The organism is Salinisphaera shabanensis E1L3A (genome assembly GCF_000215955.2).
Taxonomy (GTDB): domain Bacteria; phylum Pseudomonadota; class Gammaproteobacteria; order Nevskiales; family Salinisphaeraceae; genus Salinisphaera; species Salinisphaera shabanensis.
In genome coordinates, this window is sequence record NZ_AFNV02000016.1 from 74975 (window position 1) to 98107 (window position 23133).

At 61.5% G+C, this 23133-nt stretch carries 19 protein-coding genes; 13 read left to right on the forward strand and 6 right to left on the reverse strand.

The window, feature by feature from the left end; translation table 11 throughout:
- The first annotated feature begins 180 nt into the window (after positions 1–180).
- The 12 genes from gyrA to lapB all read left to right on the forward strand — a co-directional run bounded on the left by gyrA (position 181) and on the right by lapB (position 14268).
- Positions 181–2859 carry a DNA gyrase subunit A gene (gene gyrA, locus SSPSH_RS11335; protein ID WP_006913493.1) on the forward strand — a complete coding sequence of 893 codons (2679 nt, stop codon included), beginning with the start codon at positions 181–183 and terminating at the stop codon, positions 2857–2859.
- 41 nt (positions 2860–2900) lie between these two features.
- Positions 2901–3986, forward strand: a complete 1086-nt coding sequence (gene serC, locus SSPSH_RS11340; RefSeq protein ID WP_006913494.1) for a 3-phosphoserine/phosphohydroxythreonine transaminase — start codon at positions 2901–2903, stop codon at positions 3984–3986.
- A 140-nt stretch (positions 3987–4126) separates the two neighbouring features.
- Positions 4127–5320 (forward strand): phosphoglycerate dehydrogenase, encoded by a 1194-nt coding sequence (locus SSPSH_RS11345; protein ID WP_006913495.1) that lies wholly within the window; start codon positions 4127–4129, stop codon positions 5318–5320.
- A gap of 3 nt (positions 5321–5323) precedes the next feature.
- On the forward strand, positions 5324–6436 hold the full coding sequence (pheA, locus tag SSPSH_RS11350) for a prephenate dehydratase (protein ID WP_006913496.1): 1113 nt from the start codon (positions 5324–5326) through the stop codon (positions 6434–6436).
- Positions 6437–6474: 38 nt separating this feature from the next.
- The gene (gene hisC / locus SSPSH_RS11355; RefSeq protein WP_006913497.1) at positions 6475–7611 is read left to right on the forward strand and encodes a histidinol-phosphate transaminase; all 1137 of its coding nucleotides are present in this window, start codon (positions 6475–6477) and stop codon (positions 7609–7611) included.
- Positions 7608–8498, forward strand: coding sequence for a prephenate dehydrogenase (locus SSPSH_RS11360; protein ID WP_006913498.1), 891 nt, complete (start codon positions 7608–7610; stop codon positions 8496–8498). Before hisC ends, SSPSH_RS11360 begins: the two co-directional genes overlap by 4 nt.
- A gap of 1 nt (position 8499) precedes the next feature.
- Positions 8500–9822, forward strand: a complete 1323-nt coding sequence (gene aroA / locus SSPSH_RS11365; RefSeq protein ID WP_006913499.1) for a 3-phosphoshikimate 1-carboxyvinyltransferase — start codon at positions 8500–8502, stop codon at positions 9820–9822.
- Positions 9819–10508 carry a (d)CMP kinase gene (gene cmk / locus SSPSH_RS11370; RefSeq protein WP_006913500.1) on the forward strand — a complete coding sequence of 230 codons (690 nt, stop codon included), beginning with the start codon at positions 9819–9821 and terminating at the stop codon, positions 10506–10508. The genes aroA and cmk overlap by 4 nt, the downstream gene beginning before the upstream one ends.
- Before the next feature lie 115 nt (positions 10509–10623).
- On the forward strand, positions 10624–12309 hold the full coding sequence (gene rpsA / locus SSPSH_RS11375) for a 30S ribosomal protein S1 (protein WP_006913501.1): 1686 nt from the start codon (positions 10624–10626) through the stop codon (positions 12307–12309).
- A 123-nt stretch (positions 12310–12432) separates the two neighbouring features.
- Positions 12433–12720, forward strand: coding sequence for an integration host factor subunit beta (locus SSPSH_RS11380; RefSeq protein ID WP_006913502.1), 288 nt, complete (start codon positions 12433–12435; stop codon positions 12718–12720).
- A gap of 59 nt (positions 12721–12779) precedes the next feature.
- The gene (locus SSPSH_RS11385) at positions 12780–13070 is read left to right on the forward strand and encodes a lipopolysaccharide assembly protein LapA domain-containing protein (RefSeq protein ID WP_006913503.1); all 291 of its coding nucleotides are present in this window, start codon (positions 12780–12782) and stop codon (positions 13068–13070) included.
- A complete protein-coding gene (gene lapB / locus SSPSH_RS11390; RefSeq protein ID WP_006913504.1) occupies positions 13063–14268 on the forward strand; it encodes a lipopolysaccharide assembly protein LapB in 1206 nt (401 codons plus the stop codon). The genes SSPSH_RS11385 and lapB overlap by 8 nt, the downstream gene beginning before the upstream one ends.
- A 164-nt stretch (positions 14269–14432) precedes the next feature.
- Here lapB and SSPSH_RS11395 read toward each other — a convergent pair whose 3' ends face one another.
- A complete protein-coding gene (locus SSPSH_RS11395) occupies positions 14433–15926 on the reverse strand; it encodes a M48 family metalloprotease (protein ID WP_152522799.1) in 1494 nt (497 codons plus the stop codon).
- Positions 15927–16146: 220 nt separating this feature from the next.
- Between SSPSH_RS11395 and SSPSH_RS11400 the strand changes: the two genes are divergently transcribed.
- Positions 16147–17241 (forward strand): AI-2E family transporter, encoded by a 1095-nt coding sequence (locus SSPSH_RS11400; RefSeq protein ID WP_006913506.1) that lies wholly within the window; start codon positions 16147–16149, stop codon positions 17239–17241.
- 56 nt (positions 17242–17297) lie between these two features.
- Here SSPSH_RS11400 and glcF read toward each other — a convergent pair whose 3' ends face one another.
- The 5 genes from glcF to SSPSH_RS11425 form a co-directional block, all read right to left on the reverse strand.
- Positions 17298–18530: a glycolate oxidase subunit GlcF gene (glcF, locus tag SSPSH_RS11405; RefSeq protein ID WP_006913507.1), complete on the reverse strand. Its 1233-nt coding sequence runs from the start codon at positions 18528–18530 to the stop codon at positions 17298–17300.
- A 14-nt stretch (positions 18531–18544) separates the two neighbouring features.
- The gene (gene glcE, locus SSPSH_RS11410) at positions 18545–19609 is read right to left on the reverse strand and encodes a glycolate oxidase subunit GlcE (protein ID WP_006913508.1); all 1065 of its coding nucleotides are present in this window, start codon (positions 19607–19609) and stop codon (positions 18545–18547) included.
- Positions 19606–21111: an FAD-linked oxidase C-terminal domain-containing protein gene (locus tag SSPSH_RS11415; protein WP_006913509.1), complete on the reverse strand. Its 1506-nt coding sequence runs from the start codon at positions 21109–21111 to the stop codon at positions 19606–19608. The genes glcE and SSPSH_RS11415 overlap by 4 nt, the downstream gene beginning before the upstream one ends.
- A 69-nt stretch (positions 21112–21180) precedes the next feature.
- Positions 21181–22590, reverse strand: coding sequence for a PhoH family protein (locus SSPSH_RS11420; protein ID WP_006913510.1), 1410 nt, complete (start codon positions 22588–22590; stop codon positions 21181–21183).
- 40 nt (positions 22591–22630) lie between these two features.
- The gene (locus SSPSH_RS11425) at positions 22631–23098 is read right to left on the reverse strand and encodes a peroxiredoxin (RefSeq protein ID WP_006913511.1); all 468 of its coding nucleotides are present in this window, start codon (positions 23096–23098) and stop codon (positions 22631–22633) included.
- Positions 23099–23133: the final 35 nt, after the last annotated feature.

Here is a 23133-nt window from a genome sequence, read left to right on the forward strand (position 1 = left end):
CACTCTAGCGCAATCAAGCGGTTTTGGCACACGTGCTGTGCTAACATGACCGGCTTTACGCGACGGCGCTGAACCGCGTTGGACGACCGGCGAACGCCGCCGGATAGTGCCGACTCCCAGCCCGTGGATACGCACCGAACGCGGCCTGCTACTGCGGGCTGCTCGAACGAAAACAAGTCTATGGCCGACGTCGCAAAAGAGATTCTTTCGATCAATCTAGAAGACGAGATGCGCCAGTCGTATCTCGACTACGCCATGAGCGTGATCGTCGGGCGTGCACTGCCCGATGTGCGCGACGGGCTCAAGCCGGTGCATCGGCGCGTGCTCTACGCCATGCGCGAGCTCGGCAACGACTGGAACAAGCCCTACAAGAAGTCGGCCCGCGTGGTCGGCGACGTGATCGGTAAATACCACCCGCATGGCGATTCGGCCGTCTACGACACGATCGTACGCATGGCGCAGGATTTCTCCATGCGTTATGTGCTGGTCGATGGCCAGGGCAACTTCGGCTCCATCGACGGCGACGCGCCGGCGGCGATGCGTTATACCGAAGTGCGCATGGCCCGGCTCGCGCACGAAATTCTGGCCGATATCGAAAAGGATACGGTCGATTTCATTCCGAACTACGACGAATCCGAGTCCGAGCCCGCGGTTCTGCCCACGCGTCTGCCGAACCTGCTGGTCAACGGCGGTACCGGTATCGCGGTCGGTATGGCGACCAACATCCCGCCGCATAACCTCACGGAAGTCGTGAATGCGGTGCTCGCGGTCATGGACGACCCGCAGATCAGCATCGCGGGTCTGATGGAACACGTGCCGGGCCCGGATTTTCCCACCGCTGCAATGATCAACGGCGCCGACGGTATTCGCGAGGCCTACGAAACCGGCCGCGGGCGTATCTATATGCGGGCCCGCGCGCACTTCGAGGACGTCGACGAGCGCGGCAAGCAGTCGATCGTGGTCACCGAGCTGCCGTATCAGGTCAACAAGGCGCGGCTGCTGGAAAAGATTGCCGAGCTGGTCAAGGACAAGCGCATCGAGGGCATTACCGAGTTGCGCGATGAGTCCGACAAGGACGGTATGCGCATGGTCGTCGAGCTGCGCCGCGGCGAAACGCCCGAGGTCGTGCTCAACAATCTGTATCGCCATTCGCAGATGCAGACCGTGTTCGGCATCAACATGGTCGCGCTCGGCGACGGCCAGCCGCGCACGCTCAATCTCAAGCAGCTGCTCGAAGCCTTCATTCGGCATCGGCGCGAGGTGGTCACCCGGCGCACCCAGTACGAACTGGCCAAGGCGCGTGCGCGCGCCCATGTGCTGGAAGGGTTGACCATCGCGCTGGCGAACATCGATGAAGTGATCGCGCTCATCAAGGCCTCCAGCGGGCCGGCCGAAGCGCGCGAAGCGCTGATCAATCGCGAGTGGCCGCCGGGTCAGGTCGTGGACATGCTCGACCGCGCGGGCGCGGAATCGTCGCGCCCGGCCGATCTGTCCAAGGCGTACGGACTGCAGGAAAACGGCAGTTATCGCCTGACCGAGACCCAGGCCCAGGCGATTCTCGACCTGCGTCTGCATCGGCTCACCGGCCTCGAGCAGAGCAAGATCATCGAGGAATTCGAACAGCTACTCGACAAGATCGCCGATTACATCGAGATCCTGTCCAATATGGCGCGGCTGTTCGAAGTCATCCGCGAAGAGCTGGAGGCGATTCGGCGCGACTACGGCGACGAACGCAAGACCGAGATTCTCGACAGCCATCTGGATCTGACCACGGCCGACCTGATTGCGCCGGAAGACGTGGTTGTGACGCTTACCCATGAAGGCTATGTGAAGTCTCAGCCGCTGGATGCCTATCGCGCTCAGCGTCGCGGTGGGCGCGGCAAGTCGGCAACCCAGACCAAGGACGCCGATTTCATCGATAAGCTCTGGGTGGCACATACGCACGACACGCTGCTGTGCTTCTCGTCGGCCGGCAAAGCGTACTGGCTCAAGGTCTACGAGCTGCCCAGCGCCGGTCGCGGCGCACGCGGCAAGCCCATCGTCAATCTGTTGCCGCTGGAGGCCGACGAGCGTATCTCCCAGGTGTTGCCGATCAAGGACTTCAGCACCAGTCAGAACGTGTTCTTCGCTACGCGTAACGGCACGGTCAAAAAGACCGCGCTTGAACAGTTCTCGCGCCCGCGTTCGAACGGCATCATTGCCATCGATCTGCGCGACGACGACGCGCTAGTGGGCGTGGACCTGACCGGGGGCGACGACGAGCTGATGCTGTTCTCTTCCGGCGGCAAGGTGATTCGTTTTGCCGAACGGGATGTCCGCGAGATGGGCCGCAACGCTGCGGGCGTACGCGGTATTCGGCTGCCCGAGGACGAGGCCGATGCGGCCGTGATCGCGCTCATCGTGATCCGCGACGGCGATATTCTCACCGTCACCGAGCAGGGCTACGGCAAACGCACGCCAGTGGGCGATTACCCGTTGCGCGGCCGCGGCGGCCAGGGCGTGTTGTCGCTCAAGCAGTCGGACAAGAGTGGCGCGGTCGTGGGTGCCACTCAGGTGCTCGAAGACGATGAAATCATGCTGATATCCAATATGGGTACGCTGATTCGCACCGCGGTGGCCGAAATTTCGGTGCTCGGACGTAACACGCAAGGCGTACGCATTATTCGCGTGGCCGACGATCAGCACCTGGTCGGCGTCGATCGCATCATCACTGACGAGGAAGAGGACGATGATGGCGCCAGCGATATCGAGGGCGCGGTCGCGCAAGACAGCGACGCCGCCGACTCGAACGCCGATGACAGCAGCGCAGATGACGCGCCGGCCGATGACGACAACGATTCGGATCCCGCCGCGAACTAGCGTTCGCGCGGTACCGTCGATTTTTAAAGGAGATTTGTTCTATGGCACGCGTTTACAACTTCAGTGCAGGTCCGGCTACGCTGCCGGTCGAAGTGCTCGAAAAAGCCCAGGCCGATCTGCTCGATTGGCAGGGTACGGGCATGTCCGTCATGGAGATGAGCCATCGCGGTGACGCGTTCGTTTCCATCGCGGAAAAAGCCACGCAGGATCTGCGCAAGCTGCTGAATGTGCCCGAGGGCTATAGCGTGCTGTTCCTGCAGGGCGGGGCCGCCGGTCAGTTCGCCGGCGTACCGCTCAATCTCATGGGCAGCTCGCAGAAAGCCGACTACATCATCAACGGCAGCTGGGGTAAGAAAGCGGTCAAGGAAGCCGGCAAGTACGGTGATGCCCAGGTCGCGGCCAACTCGGCCGTCGACGGTGCCTTTACGGACGTGCCCGCGCGTGCCGACTGGCAGCTGCGCGACGATGCGGCCTATGTGCACTACACGCCCAACGAAACGATCGAGGGCATTGAATACCCGGACGTGCCCGATACGGGTAACGTGCCGCTGGTCGGCGACTGGTCGTCGGCGTTTCTGTCCAAGCCGATCGACGTGTCCAAATACGGCGTGATCTATGCCGGCGCGCAGAAGAACGCCGGCCCGGCCGGGGTCACCATGGTGATCGTGCGTGACGATCTCATGGGCAACCCGCAGTCCGGGGTGCCGATGGTGCTGGATTACAAGAAGCAGGCCGATGCGGATTCCATGCTCAACACCCCGCCGTGTTTCGCCTGGTACATGGCCGGTCTGACCTTCGAATGGATTCTGGCCAACGGCGGTCTGGAAGGCATGGCCGAACGCAACCAGCGCAAGGCCGACAAGCTCTACGGCTTCATCGACAGTTCGGATTTCTATAGCAACCCGGTGGCGCCGCAGGCGCGCTCGCGCATGAATGTGCCGTTCCTGCTGGCCAACGATGAACTTAACAAGACGTTCCTGGCCCAGGCTGATGAAGCCGGGCTATGCACGCTCAAGGGGCACCGTTCGGTTGGCGGTATGCGTGCCTCGATCTACAACGCGATGCCGGAAGAAGGCGTCGACGCGCTGATCGATTTCATGCGCGGCTTCGAGAAGGCCAACGGTTAGGTCAGGAATCGATCGCAGAGGACGCCGGTTACGCAGACGGTCAAGACCGAAGCCCGTATTTCGGGCAGTGTCCTGGACCCGTGTAATCCGCGAAACCTGCGAATGACGTTTTACGAGAATTCGCGGACAAAGGTTTTTCCATGACATTCAAGATCCAGACGCTGAACAATATTTCGGCCAAGGGCCTCGATCGCCTGCCGCGCGATCTGTACGAGATCGCCTCCGAGATGTCCAAGCCGGACGCCATTATCCTGCGTTCGCACAACATGCACGATATGGCGATTGCCGACTCTGTGCGTGCGATCGGCCGTGCTGGCGCGGGCGTGAACAATATTCCCGTGGCCGACATGAGCAAGCGCGGCGTGCCGGTGTTTAACGCACCCGGCGCCAATGCCAACGCGGTTAAGGAGCTGGTGCTCGCGGGCATGCTGCTTTCCTCGCGCAACCTCATGAGCGCTTGGCGCTATGTCGAAGAACTGACTTCGACCGGCGAAGACCTCAAGAAGGAAGTCGAAGCCGGCAAGAAGCGCTTCAAAGGCGTCGAGCTGCCTGGGCGTACCCTGGGTGTGGCCGGTCTCGGCGCGATTGGCGTGAATGTCGCCAATGCGGCACAGGCACTGGGCATGAGCGTACAGGGCTTCGATCCGGGCATTACGGTCAATAACGCCTGGCGTCTGGCGGCCAACGTGTCACAGGCATTGTCGATCGACGAACTGCTATCGCGTTCCGACTACGTGTCGCTACATGTACCGCTCGTAGACGACACCCGTGGCTTGGTCGATGCCAAACGCCTCAAGCTCATGCGCAAGGGCGCGGTGCTGCTCAACTTCTCGCGTGCCGAAATCGTCGAGGAAGACGATGTGCTGGCTGCGCTCGAGGCCGGTCGCCTGAGCTACTACGTCTGCGATTTTCCGTCCGAGAAACTGCGCGCCCACGATCGCGTGATCACGCTGCCGCATCTCGGCGCGTCGACCGACGAAGCCGAAGACAACAGCGCGATGATGATCGCCGACCAGCTGCGCGACTTTCTGGAAGTCGGCAATATTCGTAACTCGGTGAACTTCCCCGAAGCGATCATGCCGCCGACGGCCAGTGCACACAGGCTCGCGGTGGTTAACCACAACGTGCCGAATATGGTCGGGCAGATTTCGTCGACGCTCGCGCGCCACGAGCACAATATTGCCGATCTGCTTAACAAGTCGAAGGGCGAAGTGGCATACACCCTGGTGGATGTCGATTCGCCGGTGGCCGATGAGGCGATCGCCGAACTGGGTGCGATCGAGGGCGTACTGTGTGTGCGTTATCTCGGCGCGGTGGGTAGCGACGCGGGCTAAGCGATGAGTTCGCGCCAAGACAAGTCCGACGACGAGGCACTGGCGGGCGCGCGCGAGCGTATCGATACGCTCGATGCGCAGATTCAGGCCTTGATCGCCGAGCGTGCGGGCGTGGCGCTGGATGTCGCGCGTATCAAGACCGCGCGCCAGCGAACCGACTTCTATCGACCCGAGCGCGAGGCGGACGTATTGCGTCGGGTGGCCGAACGTAATGAGGGGCCGCTCGACGACGCCACGATCACGCGTTTGATGCGTGAAGTGATGTCGGCGTGTCTTGCGTTGGAATCGCCGTTGAAGGTGGCGTATCTGGGGCCTGAAGGCACGTATACGCAGGCCGCGGTCTACAAGCACTTTGGCCATTCGGTACGGGCGATGCCGCTGCCGGCGATCGATGAAATCTTTCGCGAAGTCGAGGCCGGCAACGCCGATTTCGGCGTCGTGCCGGTGGAGAACTCCACCGAAGGCGTGGTCAGTCATACGCTGGATCAGCTGGTGGGCAGTTCGCTACAGATTTGTGGCGAGGTGGCGCTGGCGGTTCACCATCATTTGTTGTCGAAGTCGGTCGACCTGACGGGGGTCAAGCGTGTCGTCGCGCATGCGCAGTCGCTGGCGCAGTGCCGTAAATGGCTCGATCGTCGGTTGCCGGGCGTGGTACGTGAAGCCGTGTCCAGTAATGGCGAGGCCGCACGACGCGTGGCCGGCGAAAACCAGGCGGCGGCGATCGCCGGGCGCGCCGCGTCCGAGTTCTACGAACTGCCGATGCTCGCCTCGAATATCGAGGACGAGCCCAACAATACGACGCGTTTTCTCGTGCTCGGCAAACAGAAAGTGCCAGCAACAGGCGACGATATGACGTCGATCCTGGTGGCCATTCGCAATCAACCCGGCATGCTTCATCGTCTGCTTACACCGGGCGCCGAAGCGGGCGTGGATCTCACCCGTATCGAATCGCGGCCATCACGGCGCCAGGCGTGGGACTATAATTTCTTCATCGATCTGGAAGGCCATATCGATGAGCCGCGGGTCCGACAGGTGCTCGACGCCATCGAATCCCAGGCGGCGATGCTCAAGGTTCTGGGCGCATATCCCCGCGCGGTCGATACCTCATCGACTTGATGATGTGGGTTCAATTAAATCGTTAACCGATTGAAAAAATGGCTAAAAGTCTTAACGAGCAAGCGCATTCCGGCATCCATGGCTTACATGCCTATGTGCCTGGAAAGCCGATTGACGACCTCAAGCGTGAATTGGGGCTGACATCGATCATCAAGCTCGCTTCGAACGAAAACCCGTTTGGCGTTGCGCCGGCGGTCAAACAGGCCTTCGCCCAGTTTGTGGGAAACGGCGCGCATGATCTGCATCGCTACCCGGATGGCGGGGGCTATGCGCTCAAGCAGAAGATCGCGGCCCGCCACGATATCGAGGCAGAGCGCGTGACGCTCGGCAATGGCTCGAACGATGTGCTCGAACTCACGGCGCGAGTGTTTCTTGGGCCTGGCAAGAACGCGGTCTTTTCCCAGTACGCCTTTGCGGTATATCCGATCGTGGCGCGTGCCGTGAACGCCGAAACACGTATGGTGCCTGCGCTGGGGGCCGGCGCCGATATGCCGTACGGGCACGATCTCGACGCATTTCTCGATCATATCGACGAAGATACCGGCGTGGTTTTCATCGCCAGCCCCAATAATCCGACGGGTACCTGGCTGGCGCCCCAGGCGATCGAGGCGTTCTTGGACGCGGTCCCTCCGGGCGTGGTCGTGGTGCTTGATGAGGCCTATCTCGAATACCAGGCAGATAGCGAACGTCCCGATAGTCGACAGTGGCTGGAACGGTACCCAAATCTGATAGTTACGAGAACTTTTTCGAAAATTTATGGGATGGCCGGGCTGCGCGTAGGTTATGCGCTCACGTCGACCGAAGTCGCCGACTGGATCAACCGCATACGTCAGCCATTCAACGTCAATACGGTTGCGCTCTACTGTGCCGAAGCTGCGCTAACGGATGAAGACTTCGTTACCTACTCGACACAAACAAACGCCGTACAGCGTGCATCTCTTGCAGGCGAGCTCGAAGCGCGGGGTCTGATCTGTCTGCCGTCGCAGGCGAATTTCATCACCTTCGATTGCGGCCGCGCCTCTACGCCGCTGTACCAGGCGATGCTGCACGAGGGCGTGATCGTACGGCCTTTGGAAAGCTACGAGATGCCTGAACACTTACGCGTAACTGTCGGTAGCGAGGAAGATAATCGTGTTTTTCTCGCCGCGCTGGACGCTGTGCTGGAACGTGAATGACCGCGGCTGAAGCATGTCCGGAGCCGGAGCGCGTTTGTGTCGTCGGGCTCGGTTTGATCGGCGGCTCGATTGTCCGTGCGCTGCGCTCGAAAGGTTTTCGCGGCACCATCGACGCGGTGGTGGCCGACGATGATGAGGCGCGACAGGCGCGTGAACTGCGCCTGGTAGACGAACCGTTCACCGATATCGCAGAGGCTGTCGCAAAAGCGACGCTCGTGGTCGTTGCCGTGCCGATTGGATCGATGGCCAGCGTCTTTGCGAGTATGGCGGACGCGCTGCCTGCGGACGCCGTGGTGACCGACACGGGAAGCACCAAGCTGAGCGTGATCCGTGAAGCACAGACGCATTTCGGAGATCGTATCGGACGCTTTGTCCCTGGGCACCCGATTTCGGGTACCGAGCGCAGCGGCCTTGATGCCGGATTTGCAGAATTGTTCGAGCGCCGTCGCGTGATTCTGACGCCCACGCCCGAGACCGATCGCGACGCATTGTCGCGTGTGGTAGCGCTCTGGCGTGCGGTGGGCGCGCAGGTGAGCGAAATGGACGGCGCGCATCACGACGAAGTGCTGGCCGCGACAAGCCATCTTCCGCATCTGCTCGCGTATACGTTGGTGGATACGCTCGCCCGTATGGCCGAGCGCACCGAAATTTTCGAATACGCGGCCGGTGGCTTTGCCGACTTCACCCGTATTGCGTCGAGCAGCCCGTCGCTGTGGGGCGATATCGTGACTGCGAACCACGACGCCATACTGCCGGTGCTCGATCGCTACATCGGTGACCTGGAGGCCGTGCGCGCTGCCATCGCGGATGGTGATCGCGACACGCTCACCACGACTTTTACGCGTGCCAAAACGGCCCGCGACGGTTTCGCCGCAGGAAAGGCCTGATATGCGTCGTTTTCATCTCCAGCCGGGCGCTGCGCTGCGTGGGCGTGTGTCTGTGCCCGGTGACAAGTCGGTTTCGCATCGCGCGATCATGCTGTCGGCGATCGCGAGCGGGCGTTCGCGAATCACCGGTTTCCTCGAAAGCGCGGACTGTCTTGCGACCTTGCATGCCTTCGAGGCGATGGGCGTCACCTTTGTCCGCGACGGCGAGGCTTTGGAGGTCGACGGCGTAGGCCGCGACGGTTTGCACGCGCCAGACGGGCCGCTGGACCTGGGCAATTCCGGTACGTCGATGCGGCTGATGTCGGGATTGATGGCGGGGCAGCGCTTCGACAGCCGTCTAGTCGGCGATGCCAGTCTTTCGCGACGTCCGATGGCGCGGGTCATCGAACCGCTAACCCGGATGGGCGCGCGTATCGAAGGCCAGGAGGGCGGGCGTGCGCCGCTCATTATTCAGGGTGGTCAACCGCTCAAGGGCATCGACTACACGCCACCGGTCGCCAGCGCCCAGATCAAGTCCTGCGTATTGTTGGCCGGGCTGTATGCCGACGGCGTCACACGCGTGACCGAGCCTGGCGTTAGTCGCGATCATACGGAACGCATGCTCTCGGCGTTTGGCGTGATTATCGAGCGCGAAGCGCGCACGTTGTCGATTGTCGGCGGTCAGGCGTTGCAGGCGGCGGACGTCGCTGTACCGGCCGATCTGTCGTCGGCGGCATTCTTCATCGTCGGTGCGACGATCGCCGAATCCAGCGCCATCGTGCTGCCGGGCGTGGGTATCAACCCGACGCGGCGCGGGGTGCTGGATATTCTCAAGCGCATGGGTGCGGATATCCGCCTGCACGATGAGCGTATCCAGGCGGGCGAACCCGTGGCGGATATCGAGGTGCGCAGCGCATCGCTCAAGGGCGTGGATATCGGCGGTGACGAAGTCGAACTCGCGATCGACGAGTTTCCGGCGATATTCATTGCCGCCGCCTGCGCCGAAGGCACGACGCGGCTAACCGGCGCGGCGGAGTTGCGGGTTAAGGAATCCGATCGTATTGCTGTGATGGCCGACGGCCTGAGCCGGCTCGGCGTTGATGTAAACGTGGCTGACGACGGTTTGACCATTGTCGGCAATGCCACGGGCCCGGCATTCGGCGGCGCGCGCATCGAAAGTCACGACGACCACCGCATTGCGATGGCGTTTGCCATGGCGGCGCTGCGCGCCAGTGCGCCGATCGAGATCGACGACTGCGACTTCGTGGATACCTCGTTCCCCGGGTTCGTGGCGCTCGCCGCCGAAGCAGGACTGCAGATCCGCGCCAGCGAGGTATCGGAATGAACGGCGCGCCGGTGATGACGCTCGACGGGCCGGGCGGTGCCGGCAAGGGCACGCTCGCGTCCGCGCTGGCGCGCGAGCTGGGCTGGTGGTTGCTCGACAGCGGCGCGCTTTATCGGTTGGTCGGGCTGGTCGCGCTTCGCGCCGGTCTGGATGCGCAGACAGCGGCGGATTGTGCCGTAGCCGTGGATGCATCGCGTGGGCTCGATATCGTATTCGAGCCGGACCGCGGTGCCGGTCAGCGTGTACGACTGGCGGGTGAAGACGTGACCGATGTAATCCGTACGGACGAAGTATCGGATGCCGCATCCAAGTGGGCCGTACAGCCGGCGATCCGCGCCGCGCTGCTCGAACGCCAGCGGGACTTCGCCACGGCGCCCGGCCTGATCGCAGACGGGCGCGATATGGGAACGGTGATATTCCCCGAAGCCGATCTGAAGCTCTATATCACCGCATCGCCTGAAGAACGCGCCAGACGGCGTTTCGCGCAGTTGTCGGGCCAGAACGTTGATGCTAATCTTGACCGGATATATCGAGAGATATTGGAGCGGGATGCGCGTGATGCTTCACGCGAAGTCGCGCCTCTGAAGCCGGCTGACGATGCCCACGTCATCGACACAACCGGCGAAAGCGTGGCCGCGTCGCTTGCGAAAGTGCGCGGCCTTGTACGCGAAAAAGGCTGGATTTAAGCTGAATCCGGCTGTGTTAATTGGACCGGTCACGGCGCAAGGTCGTTGATCGGAGTGTTTTATCAACCACGGATGGCGCTCGCTTTTCTCAAGCGCCGTAGGATTTTTTCCCCTCATGTCTGAAAGTTTCGCCGAACTATTCGAGCAAAGCCTGCAAGGTCGTACCATGCAGCCCGGTTCCCTCATTAACGCCGAGGTGCTGGAAATCAAATCCGACGTGATCATCGTCGATGCCGGCCTCAAGTCGGAAGGCGTGATCCCGATCGACGAGTTCTACGACGATAACGGCGAAATCTCCGTTGCGGAAGGGGACAAGGTCGAAGTCGCACTGGAAGCCGTGGAAGACGGCTTCGGCGCCACGCGCCTGTCGAAGGAAAAAGCCCAGCGCATCCGTACCTGGGACTTCCTTACCGACGCATACGAAAACAGCGAGTCCGTGGTCGGCCATATCAGTGGCAAGGTCAAGGGCGGCTACACCGTCGATGTCGGCAACATCCGTGCGTTCCTGCCGGGTTCGCTGGTCGACGTGCGTCCGGTTCGCGATACCACCTATCTCGAAGGCAAGCCGCTCGAATTCCGTGTCATCAAGCTCGACCGTCTGCGTAACAACGTGGTGGTCTCGCGTCGCGATGTGCTCAAGGAAGAGTACAGCGAAGAGCGCAAGCAGCTGCTCGACACGCTCCAGGAAGGCATCGTGCTCAAGGGCATCGTCAAGAACCTGGTCGACTACGGCGCGTTCGTGGACCTGGGCGGCATCGACGGCCTGTTGCATATCACCGACATGTCGTGGAAGCGCATCAAGGACCCGACCGATGTCGTCAACGTGGGTGAAGAGATCGAGGTCAAGGTGCTCAAGTTCGATCGTGAGCGCACCCGTGTCTCGCTGGGCCTGAAGCAGCTGGGCGACGATCCGTGGGTCGATATCGCGCGTCGTTACCCGGAAAGCACCCGTCTGTTCGGCAACGTCACCAACATCACCGACTACGGTGCCTTCGTCGAGATCGAAGAAGGCGTGGAAGGTCTGGTGCACGTCTCCGAAATGGATTGGACCAACAAGAACGTCAATCCGGGCCAGATCGTCGATGTCGGCGACGAGGTCGAGGTCATGGTGCTCGAGATCGACGAAGAGCGTCGTCGTATCTCGCTGGGCATGAAGCAGTGCAAGTCCAACCCGTGGGAAGACTTTGCCGCCAACCACCAGCGCAACGACACCGTGCGCGGCCAGATCAAGTCGATCACCGATTTCGGTATCTTCGTGGGTCTGCCGGGCAACATCGACGGTCTCGTGCATCTGTCCGACCTGTCCTGGAACGACGCCGGCGAAGAAGTGGTACGCGAATACTCGAAGGGCGACGAAGTCGAAGCCGTGGTGCTGTCGATAGACGCCGATCGTGAGCGCATTTCGCTGGGTATCAAGCAGCTGGCACAGGATCCGATCGGTTCCTTCGTTGCGGATAACCCGAAGGGCAGTGTCGTCTCCGGCACGATCGACAGCGTCGATGCGCGCGGCGCGACGGTCGATCTCGGCAACGATGTCGTCGGCTATATCCGTGCATCGGACATTTCGCGCGATCGTGTTGAAGACGCGCGTACGGCGCTGTCCGAAGGCGACGCGGTCGAAGCCCGCTTCGTGGGCGTCGATCGTCGCAATCGCACCATCAGCCTGTCCATTCGTGCCAAGGACGAAAAGGACGAGCAGCAAGCGATGCGCGACTACGCGGATACCGATGCATCGACGGGTACGACGAGCCTCGGCGAGCTGCTCAAGGAGCAGATCGACGCAAGCGACCGCAACAACTAAAAATATCGCGGTCGGAAATAACGCGGGGCGCTTGCGCGCGCCCCGCGTTTTAACTACCTTTTCATAAAGGGGCGTGCCAAACGGCATGTATCGGGGGCGGCGTTTCCAGGGAGAGGACGCTGGATGACTAAATCGGAGCTGATCGAACGGCTGGTCCAGCGTCAGGCGCATATGTCGCACCGTGACGTGGAACTGGCTGTCAAACTTTTACTCGACGACGTAATTGCCGAACTGGCTGAAGGCGGGCGAGTGGAAATTCGGGGATTTGGTAGTTTTTCGGTTCACCACCGTCCAGCGCGACGTGGTCGTAACCCGAAAACCGGCGAATCCGTGGATATCCCGCGCAAGTATGTGCCGCATTTCAAACCGGGCAAGGAACTGCGCGAACGGGTGAACACGAACCATTCATAGCTGGCCGAAACCGCCTGTGTCTAAAGGCGGGCGTGCCCGCAAAAAGTAACGGGAATTAAATGCTACGCCTGATTCGTAATCTGATCGTGGTTGTGGGGCTCGTTCTGGGCGTAGCGTTCGGTTTCTTCAACTACGATCTCGTGTCGATCGACCTGTTATGGACGACGACCGAGGCACCGTTGGTGGTTCTCCTCGTGGTTGCATTTGTTCTCGGTCTGGCGATCGCGGCACTGGTATGCGTAACCAAGATCGCGCGTTTGCGTGGTCAGCTTTCGAGCACGCGCCGCCGTCTCAAGGACGCCCAGACCGAAATCTCCAACCTGCGGAGCATGCCCATTCACGATGCTTGACGGCATCTGGTGGGTCCTGCTGGCGCTGCTACCGCTAGCGGCCGCATCCGGCTGGTACGTGCGCGGGCGCGCCGAGCGTAGCGACGAACCTGCACCGCCGGTCAATGCCGATTATCTACGCGGCATCAGCCAACTCGTCAACGAAGACGCCGACCAGGCGATCGCCACGTTCGTGCGCGTGCTCGAAGTGGATAACGATACGGCTGAGACGCATCTGGCGCTCGGCAATCTGTTTCGGCGCCAGGGCGAGGTGGATCGCGCGTTGCGCATGCACCAGAACCTGGTCGCTCGGCCGAATCTCAAAGCCATTCATCGCAATCAGGCGCGCTATGAGCTTGCACAGGACTATCTGCGGGCGGGCGTGCTTGATCGTGCCGAGGGCCTGTTTCGCGAGCTGGCCGACCAGAACCTGTTCCTCGAGCGCTCGCTGTCGGGCCTGATCGCGATCTACGAACAAGAGCGCGACTGGGATCAGGCGATTGCGACGACGCGCCGGCTGGAGACTGTACGGGGTACGTCGTTGCGACCGGTTATCGCGCAGTATTTCTGCGAATTGGCGGAACAGGCCCGTAGCTCGGGGCACGTCGACGAAGCGCGCAATCATCTGAAATCGGCCCGCCAGTCTTTTCGCGATTGTGCACGCGCGAGCCTGATTGGCGGGCTCATGGCCGAATACGCAAAAGACTTCCGCGGCGCGATACGCGTCTATCGCCATGTCATGCGACAGGATGTGGATTTCATCAGCGAGATCATCGAGCCGATGCGCCGCTGTTTCGACGCGCTCGACGACACGCCCGGCTACGCACAGTTTTTGTGCGAGGTCATGCCGCTCTACGACGGCGCGCATCCGCATGTCGCCTATGCGCGATTCCTGCACCGGCAGCACAAGACCGATGAGGCGATCGCGCATATTTCCCAGTATCTGCAGGCCGAGCCGAATTGGATCGGCTTTTATCATCTGCTCGATCTGACCTGGTCACAGACCCGCAGTACGCTAACCGGTCCGCTCGACAGCCTGCGTCAATCTCTGGGGCAGATCATCGAACGTCAGTCGACCTATCACTGTGGCCAGTGCGGCTTTTCCGGCCGTTATCTGCATTGGCAATGCCCGAGTTGCCGGCAGTGGAATACGATCGTGCCGGTACGGGACGTTCGTCCGGTGGAGTCCGCGCCGACACGATCAGCGCGCAATGCTTAGTAGGCAATCTCTGCGACGGCGTCGACCTGGGGCGCGTACTTGTGCCTCGGCAAGCTGCCGTCAAGGCGCTGCGGTACAGCCGCGAGCGATACGCGGCTCGCATGGCGTGCTTATCGGGGCGCAACCGGGCCGGCTCCACGGGCTTCGGCGTGGCTCAGAGCGCATCAATAACGCGCGTCGGCGGTCACCTGTTCGCGACATTCACGCTCGGACCATGCGGTATGGCAGGCCTTGACCATCTGATCGAGCAGGGCACGCAAACGCGCCTTGTCGAACGCATTGAGATCAGCGGTCTGTAGCGCGGTGCGCAGCTGATTGATCGCCGGGCCGTAGTTGCCGCGCAGTTCGTAGTACTTGGCCTGTCGGTAATAGGCTTCGCCGAGGTTGCCTTGGTCTCCGGCAACGCGTGCAAGCATCTGCTGGGCTTGTGAAGACTGTGCAAGCAGATCGCGATCCTGCATCAGAAAGGCCCGTGTGGCTTCCGGTTGATTGCCGTCCACGAGCAGCTGGGCGTAGTCCAACTTGACCGCGACACTGTTGGGGAACGCGGTACGCGCACGCTCAAGCAGGGCGCGGGCCTGTTCGCTCTGGCCTGCTTGTGCGCGCGCGTTCGCCATTGCGAGTACATAAGCCTGGGTTTGCGGCGCTTTCTCTAACAGTGGCTCGAGCAGGCCGATAGCATCGCTTGTGCGCCCGAGCTGGAGCAGGGTCAAGGCATAACCGTAATCGAGTGCGGGCCGTTCGCCCTCGTCCTTGCGGCGCTGCTCGTAGTAGCGCAGCAGGTCACCATACTGCTTGCTCATGAGAACTCGCGCGCGCTCTTTCATGAGCGGGTAGGCGTCGCTTTCTTCGACCCGGGTATCGGCATAGTCGCGGGCGCGGGTCTCAGCCTCGGCCATACGCGTATTGCTCACCGGGTGCGACAAGAGAATTTCCGGTAATTGGTTGCCATACAGGCGTGAGCGCCGCTGCAGCTTTTCGAAGAAGCTCGCCATGGAATCCGGATTGTAGTCGGCTTCGGCCATGGTGCGAATGCCGATGCGGTCGGCTTCGAACTCGTGGGCGCGGGTAAAATTGGTTTGTTGCTGGCTGAGATTCGAGACACCGGCGGTGACGGCCGCCGTGAGGGCGTCCGGATCGCCGCCGCCGGCGATCGCCGCAACGAGGATCGCTGCCGCCGTGGCCCAGCCCATACCGGAGGTCGCTTCGATCTGGCGCGCGATATGGCGCTGGGTGACATGGGCCATTTCGTGGCCCATGACGCCCGCCAGCTCGCTTTCATTGTCGGTTTCGGTGAGCAGGCCGGCATTGATACCGATATACCCGCCAGGCAGCGCAAAAGCGTTGATCTGGCTACTGTCGATCGGGTAAAACCGAAATGCGCTCGCGTCGGTATCGGTATGCGCGGCCAGCCGGGTGCCGACGCGGGTGAGGTATTCGCGCAGCTGGACGTCTTCGAGAATCAGATGCCGGTCGAGCAACTGTGCGACGACCTGGCGCCCGATCTTTTCTTCTTCGGCCGGCGACATGTAGTTGTCCGCCGGCTGGCCAATGCTGGGCAGCTGATAATCGCGCGCGCTCGCCCCTATGCTGACGGTCAGCAAGGCGGCCATGAGCATGACCAGAAAGCGCGGCGATCGAGGATGGGAAAAGATCACGAGGGCTGCATGTTTGAAGCGCGAGAATAGCTATGCTGTGACCGCAGATTAGCGTGTTTCGTTCATTCAATTAAACTGCAGTCAGATAAGGATATGTTATTCAACGCGCTGGTTTGCGAGCCGCTATCGCTCAGCGCACGGGAGCCGATGTGCCGAAGAGTTTGTCCGGTCGAGTTGTCTTGACGTCACGCATGGCGTTGCCTGCCGGGAGGAGCCCGCGATGAACGTCGTGCGTGAATGGTTCAGCCGCCATTTCTCGGACCCGCAGGTTGTCGCGCTCGCGCTGATTCTCATCAGCGCGCTGGTGCTGGTCATGGTGTTCGGCGCGCTGCTTACGCCGGTGCTGGCGGCTGTCGTCGTTGCTTACCTGCTGGATTCGCCGGTCCTCTGGCTTGAGCGTGTACACGTGCCGCGGTGGGTGGGTGCCGCGATCGTATCGACCGCGTTGCTGATCGGCGTTGTGTGGGTGAGCTTTGCGCTATTGCCGCTGCTCACCCGGCAGGCCGGCCAGGTTCTGACCGAGGTGCCGAGCCTGATCAGCCGTGCACAGGAATGGATCGCCGCGCTGCCGCACCGCTATCCGGCGCTGATTACCGACGACCAGATCACGGCGATGATCAACAGTATGACGTTCGACGTGGGTTCGCTGCGCCAGACGGTTGTCAGCCGGTCACTGGTCGTCGGTATGAGCCTATTGTATCTGTCGGTTTATCTGCTGCTCGTGCCGCTGATGGTCTTTTTCATGCTGCGTGACAAGGCACAGATTCTGACCTGGTTTTCGAAATTCGGCCCGCGTAACGGACGCCTGGTGCGTAATGTCTGGGCCGATGTGAACGCACAGCTCGGCAACTACGTGCGCGGCAAGGCGGTCGAGATCGTGATCGTATGGATCGTCGCCTATATCGTTTTTTCGCTCTTGGGGCTGAAGTACGCGATGCTACTTTCGGCGCTGGTCGGTTTCTCGGTTCTCGTACCGTATATCGGCGCGTTCGGAATGACAGTGCCGGTCATGCTGGTGGCCTATGCACAGTGGGGCGTCGAAGCGCAGACGTTTTATGTACTGATCGCTTACGGCATCCTGCAGATGCTCGACGGTAATCTGCTGGTCCCCGTATTGTTCTCGGAAGCCGTGGATCTGCATCCGGTCGCGATCATCACCGCCGTGCTGTTCTTTGGCGGGATATGGGGCTTCTGGGGCGTCTTTTTTGCCATACCCCTGGCTACGGTCGTCCATGCCGTAATCAAGGCATGGCCGCGTAAGGCGGCGGTACTGCCCGAGCTGGATTCGGCGGACGAACGTCGCGCCGCGGACTAAGGGTCGCGCACGGCAAGCATCGGCGCGTTGCGCCGATGCTTGCCTGGGCGGACTGATTACGCTGCGGCTGCAGGCTCGAGCAGTTCGATCCAGTGACGTACCGGCACGCCGGCTGCTGATTCCAGGTGCAGTTGGCAACCGATATTGGCGGTAACGATCACATCCGGGTCGCCGGCCTGCAGCGACGCAAGCTTGTTTTCACGTAGCTGGTTGGCCATGGTCGGTTGCAGGATCGAGTAGGTGCCGGCCGAGCCGCAGCATAGATGCGGATCGCGTACATGGGTCAGCTGGTAGCCGGCCTGCGTAAGGATCTCGGCCACGTTGTCATGCAGCTGCGGTGCGTTTTGTAGCGTGCACGGCGGATGGTAGGCGACCTGACGGCCATGGCCAAGGTCGCCGAGTTGGCTCAGGTCTTCGTCGGCCAGTACATCGCTCAGGTCGCGTGCCAGTTCGGATACGCGCGCGGCTTTCTCGGCATAGGCCGGGTCGTTGCGCAGCATGTGCCCGTACTCGACCACGGATGCGCCGCAGCCGCTGGCTGTCAGCACGATGGCCTCGGCCCCGTCTTCGATATAAGGCCACCAGGCATCGATATTGCGGCGCGCGAAGTCGTCGGCTTCTTCTCGATGCGCCAGATGCTGCGAAAGCGCGCCACAGCAGCCGCTGGCCTTGGGCGCGATCAGGCGCACGCCCAGTTCGGAGAAGATACGCGCGGCATGTGCGTTGGTATTGGGCGCGGCAACCGGCTGCACACAGCCATCGAGCACGATCATCGTACGCTGGGCGTTTTCGGCACTCGGCCAGGCCAGCGCCTTGCGCCGTGGCGGCATCTTTTGCTTGAGCGGCGCCAGCGGACCAACCAGCAGCGGCTTGAAGATATGACCGAGCGCGAAGAAGAAGGCGAAGCGGTTGCGATAGGCCACGATATGGCGCAACAACCAGCGAATCACGCGTTCGTGCATGGGCCGCTCTACCTGCTGCTCGACCAGATCGCGACCGATATCCGCGAGCTTGGCGTACTCCACGCCGGACGGGCAGGTCGTTTCACAGGCGCGACACGTCAGACAGCGGTCCAGATGCGTCTGCGTTTTCTGCGTCGGCGTTTCACCTTCGAGAACCTGCTTGATCAGATAGATACGACCACGCGGGCTGTCGCGCTCGTCGCCTAGCAGCTGATAGGTCGGGCAGGTGGCCGTACAAAAGCCGCAGTGGGTACAGGCGCGCAGAATACGATCGGCTTCTTCGCCGTCGGGCGTATTGCGCAGTTGCGGGATGATGGACGTCTGCATGGTAAGCGTTTCTTCTAGAGTTCGGGGTAGATACGCCCGGGATTGAGAATGCCGGCCGGATCCATGGATTTTTTCAGGCGCTTCTGCAGCGCCATGATCGATTCACCGATCGGATGAAAGCGTGGCAGCGCGTCGCCGCGATAGACGCTCGCATGGCCACCGGCTTCCTTCACGATACGCCGTAGGGCCACCGCGTCCATATCCGATTGCAACCAACGCTGGGCGCCGCCCCAGTCAATCACGCAGTCGCCGTCGATATCCAGCATGGGCGCCGCAGGCGGCAGTGAGACACGCCATAAAGGACGGTCGGTCGTGGTAAAGAACGGGCGCTGGTGTTCGCGTACCGCATGCCAGAAGGCCCTGTCGTCATCGAGTGCGTCGCCGCCAAGCTTTTCGCAGGCCGATTCGACCGACGACGTCGCGCCGGCCAGACGCAGATAGGTCTTGCCGTCTTCCCAGTAAGCGCCGGTGATGGGCCAGGGTTTGAGCTGCCAGTCGCTGATCTGCTCTAGCGCCTGGGCGGCCGTATGCTCGAATACCTGGGTGACCTGGGTACGTGGTACCGGCAATACCTTCAGGCTGACATCAAGCAACACGCCCAGCGTGCCGTAGGAGCCGGCCATCAGTCGGGACAGATCGTAACCGGCGACGTTTTTCATGACCTCGCCGCCAAAGCGCAAAATTTGGCCCTGACCGTTGACGATACGACAGCCCAGCACGAAATCGCGGGCTGCGCCTGTGAATGGTCGCGCCGGCCCGGACAGACCGCTTGCGATGGTGCCGCCCAGCGTCGCGTTCTCGCCGAAATGCGGTGGCTCGAAAGCGAGCATCTGATGGGCTTCGTCGAGTACGGTTTCGATTTCGGCCAGCGGCGTGCCGGCACGCGCGGTCATAACCAGTTCGCCCGGTTCGTAATTCACGACACCGGTGTGGCCAGTTACATCGAGCGTATCGGCGTGTACGGTTTCGCCGAGGAAATCCTTGCTGCCGCTGCCGCGTATGTGCAAGGGCGTCGCTTTGGCGAACGCCTCGGCGACGCGTTCCCTGAGATGTTCGCTCTGATCGGCAGACGTCTTCACAGTCGCTCCAGTTCGGGAAAGGGCAGTTCGCCGTTGTGGACATGCATGGCGCCAAACTCGGCACAGCGGTGCAGGGTGGGCACCGCCTTGCCCGGGTTGAGCAGGCCCTTGCTGTCGAAGGCCTGCTTGACGGCATGAAACTGGGTCAGCTCGTCGGGCGGGAACTGCACGCACATCTGATCGATCTTTTCCACGCCCACGCCGTGCTCGCCGGTGATCGTGCCGCCGTGTTCGAGACACAACTCGCAGATCGCGCCGCCGAATTCCTCGGTGCGCTCCAGCTCGCCCTCGATGTTCGCATCATAGAGAATCAGCGGGTGCAGATTGCCGTCGCCGGCGTGAAAGACGTTGGCCACACGCTGGCCATACTTCTCGGACAGCTCGCCGATGCCGATAAGCACATCGGCGAGCGCCTTGCGCGGGATCGTGCCGTCCATGCAGTAGTAGTCCGGCGAAATACGGCCCATGGCCGGGAAGGCCGCCTTGCGACCGGCCCAGAAAATGGCGCGTTCGGCGTCGTCGCGGGAAACGCGGACTTCGGTCGCGCCTTCGCGTTCGACCACTTCCCGCACGTCGGCGATATGTTCATCTACCTCGGCGTGGGTGCCGTCGACTTCACACAGCAGGATCGCGGCTGCCTCGGTCGGGTAGTCGGCGTGTACGAATTCTTCGGTGGCCACGATTGCCGGATTGTCCAGCATCTCCAGCCCGGCCGGGATGATGCCAGCCTGAATAATCGCGGCTACGGCCTCGCCGGCCTTGCGCACATCGTCGAACGCGGCGAGCACGACCTGGGCACGTTCCGGCTTGGGCAAGAGCTTGACCACGACCTGCACGATCACACCAAGTAGTCCTTCGGAACCGGTCATCAAAGCCAGCAGATCGTAGCCGGGCGTATCCAGCGCCTCGCTGCCGATCGTCATGCGTTCGCCTTCGACGGTTACGATTTCGAGCTCGACGATGTTGTGGGTGGTCAGCCCGTACTTCAGGCAGTGCACGCCGCCCGAGTTTTCCGCGACATTGCCGCCGATCGAGCAGGCGATCTGCGACGATGGATCGGGCGCGTAATACAGGCCGAGATGCGACACGGCTTCTGAAATCGCGAGATTGCGCACGCCTGGCTGAACCGTCGCGCGCCGGTTGGCGGTATCGATATCCAGAATCTGCTTGAACTTGGCCAGCGAAAGCAGCACCCCGTTCTCCATAGGCAATGCGCCGCCCGACAGGCCAGTACCCGCGCCGCGCGCGACCACGGCCACATCGTTGGCGTAGCAAACCTGCATGGCGATTTGAACCTGTTCGATCGTTTCCGGCAGGACGACGATCATCGGCAATACGCGATACGCAGACAGGCCGTCACACTCGAAGGGGCGTAGATCCTCTTCGGCATGCAATATGACATGCTCGGGCAGCTTGGCGACAAGCTTTTCGATTAGCTGCGCCTTATCAGGGCGCGAGGCAAGCACCTGTTCCGCGGCGTCCGCGCTAGCGGTATCGGCCATGGGCGATCTCCGAAAAAAAGAGGGCGACGGGCGTGGCCGAGCAGCCACGGCGTCGCTAAAGCATCGGCATCAAAGTTTATCAGAGGCGTAATGCGCCAGACGCGAGCGTTCGCCTCTTGCAAGAGTTACGTGGCCGGCATGGCGCCAGTTGCGGAAACGATCGACGACATTGGTCAAACCCGACGTCGTTTCCGTCAGATAGGGCGTATCGATCTGGGCCAGATTCCCCAGGCAGACGAACTTGGTGCCGGGCCCGGCACGCGTGATCAAGGTCTTCATCTGCTTGGGCGTGAGGTTCTGGGCCTCGTCGAGGATGACGAAGCGCTCGAGAAATGTACGCCCGCGCATGAAATTCACCGAGCGAATCTTGATGCGCTTGGCGAGCAGTTCGTTAGTGGCGGCACGTTCCCAGTCGGAGCCGCCGCCGGTGCCGGTAAGCACTTCGAGGTTGTCCATGAGCGCGCCCATCCAGGGCGTCATCTTCTCTTCTTCGGTGCCGGGCAAAAAGCCGATGTCGTCGCCCACCGGTACGGTCACGCGGGTCATGATGATTTCGCGGTAGCGCGACTCATCGAGCGTCTGGGCCAGACCAGCGGCCAGGGTGAGCAGAGTCTTGCCGGTGCCGGCAGCCCCCAGGAGGGTGACGAAATCGATATCCGGGTCCATGAGCAGATTCAGGGCGAAGTTCTGCTCGCGATTGCGCGCGTGCACGCCCCAGACCGCCTGTTTGCCCACGCGATAATCCTGGGCGAGTTCGAGTATGGCACTGTCGCCGTCGAACTCGCGCGTGATCAGTTCGATATCGTTATCGTGGTCGAAATGCAGCAGCTCGTTGAGGTGCCAGTCGGCGACCTGCGGGCCGCGCAGACGATAGAACGCGTTGCCTGCCTCCTGCCATGATTCCATGGTCTGACCATGCGAATCCCAGAAATCGTCGGGCAGGGTGGCATGGCCGGTATAGAGCAGATCGAGGTCTTCGAGCACCTTGTCGTTGATATAGTCCTCGGCCTCGATGCCGATGACCGATGCCTTGATGCGCAGGTTGATGTCCTTGGACACCAGCACGACTTCCGACTCCCCGAACAGGTGACGCAGCGACAAGGCGCTCAGCAGGATCGAGTTGTCGGCCTTGTTGCCCGGCAGCATCGTCGGCAGGGCGCCTTCGGCCGGTCGTGTCTCGAAATACAGTCGCCCGCTGGCCCGTGGGGCGTCATCCTTACGGTGATCGTGGAATTCGATACCCGTATTCAATGCCAGACCAGCATCGATTTGTTCATGCGTTTTGTGCGCCATGAGTTCGTCGAGAAAGCGACTGACCTGACGAACGTTGCGGGCGACTTCGGATACGCCTTTCTTGCCGGCGTCCAGTTCTTCGAGCACGACCATCGGAATGAAGATGTCGTGTTCCTGAAACCGGAATAGGGCGGTCGGATCGTGCATGAGCACGTTGGTGTCGAGAACGAACACGCGTCGGGACATAGGGATCCCCTGAAGTTAGGTTGCGCGAATGGCCGTACGGTCAGTCGATCGCGCGTACGGCCGCCAGCACTTCATCGGCATGATCGGCGACTTTGACGCCGCGCCAGACATGCCGAACGACGCCGTCACCATCGATCACGAACGTGCTGCGCTCGATGCCGATATGCGTGCGCCCGTACATGTTCTTTTCCTTGAGCACGCCGAAAGCGTTACACAGCTTTTCATCGGCGTCGCTGATCAGATCGAACGGGAAATCGTACTTGGCGCGGAAATTGTCGTGCTTGCGCAACGAATCTCGCGACACGCCGACGATGTCGGCGCCGGCCGCCTTGAACTCGTCATACAGATCGCGAAAGGCTTCGCCTTCCTGCGTGCAACCCGGCGTGTTGTCGCGCGGATAGAAGTAGAGGACAAGGGTGCGACCGGCAAAGTCCGATAGCGAGAGTTTCTTGTCGCCCGTGGCCGGTGCTGAGAAAGCCGGCGCATGTTCCTGGGGCTGGGGGGTCATGGTCGTAATGAACTCCGTTTAACCGATGCGATCGC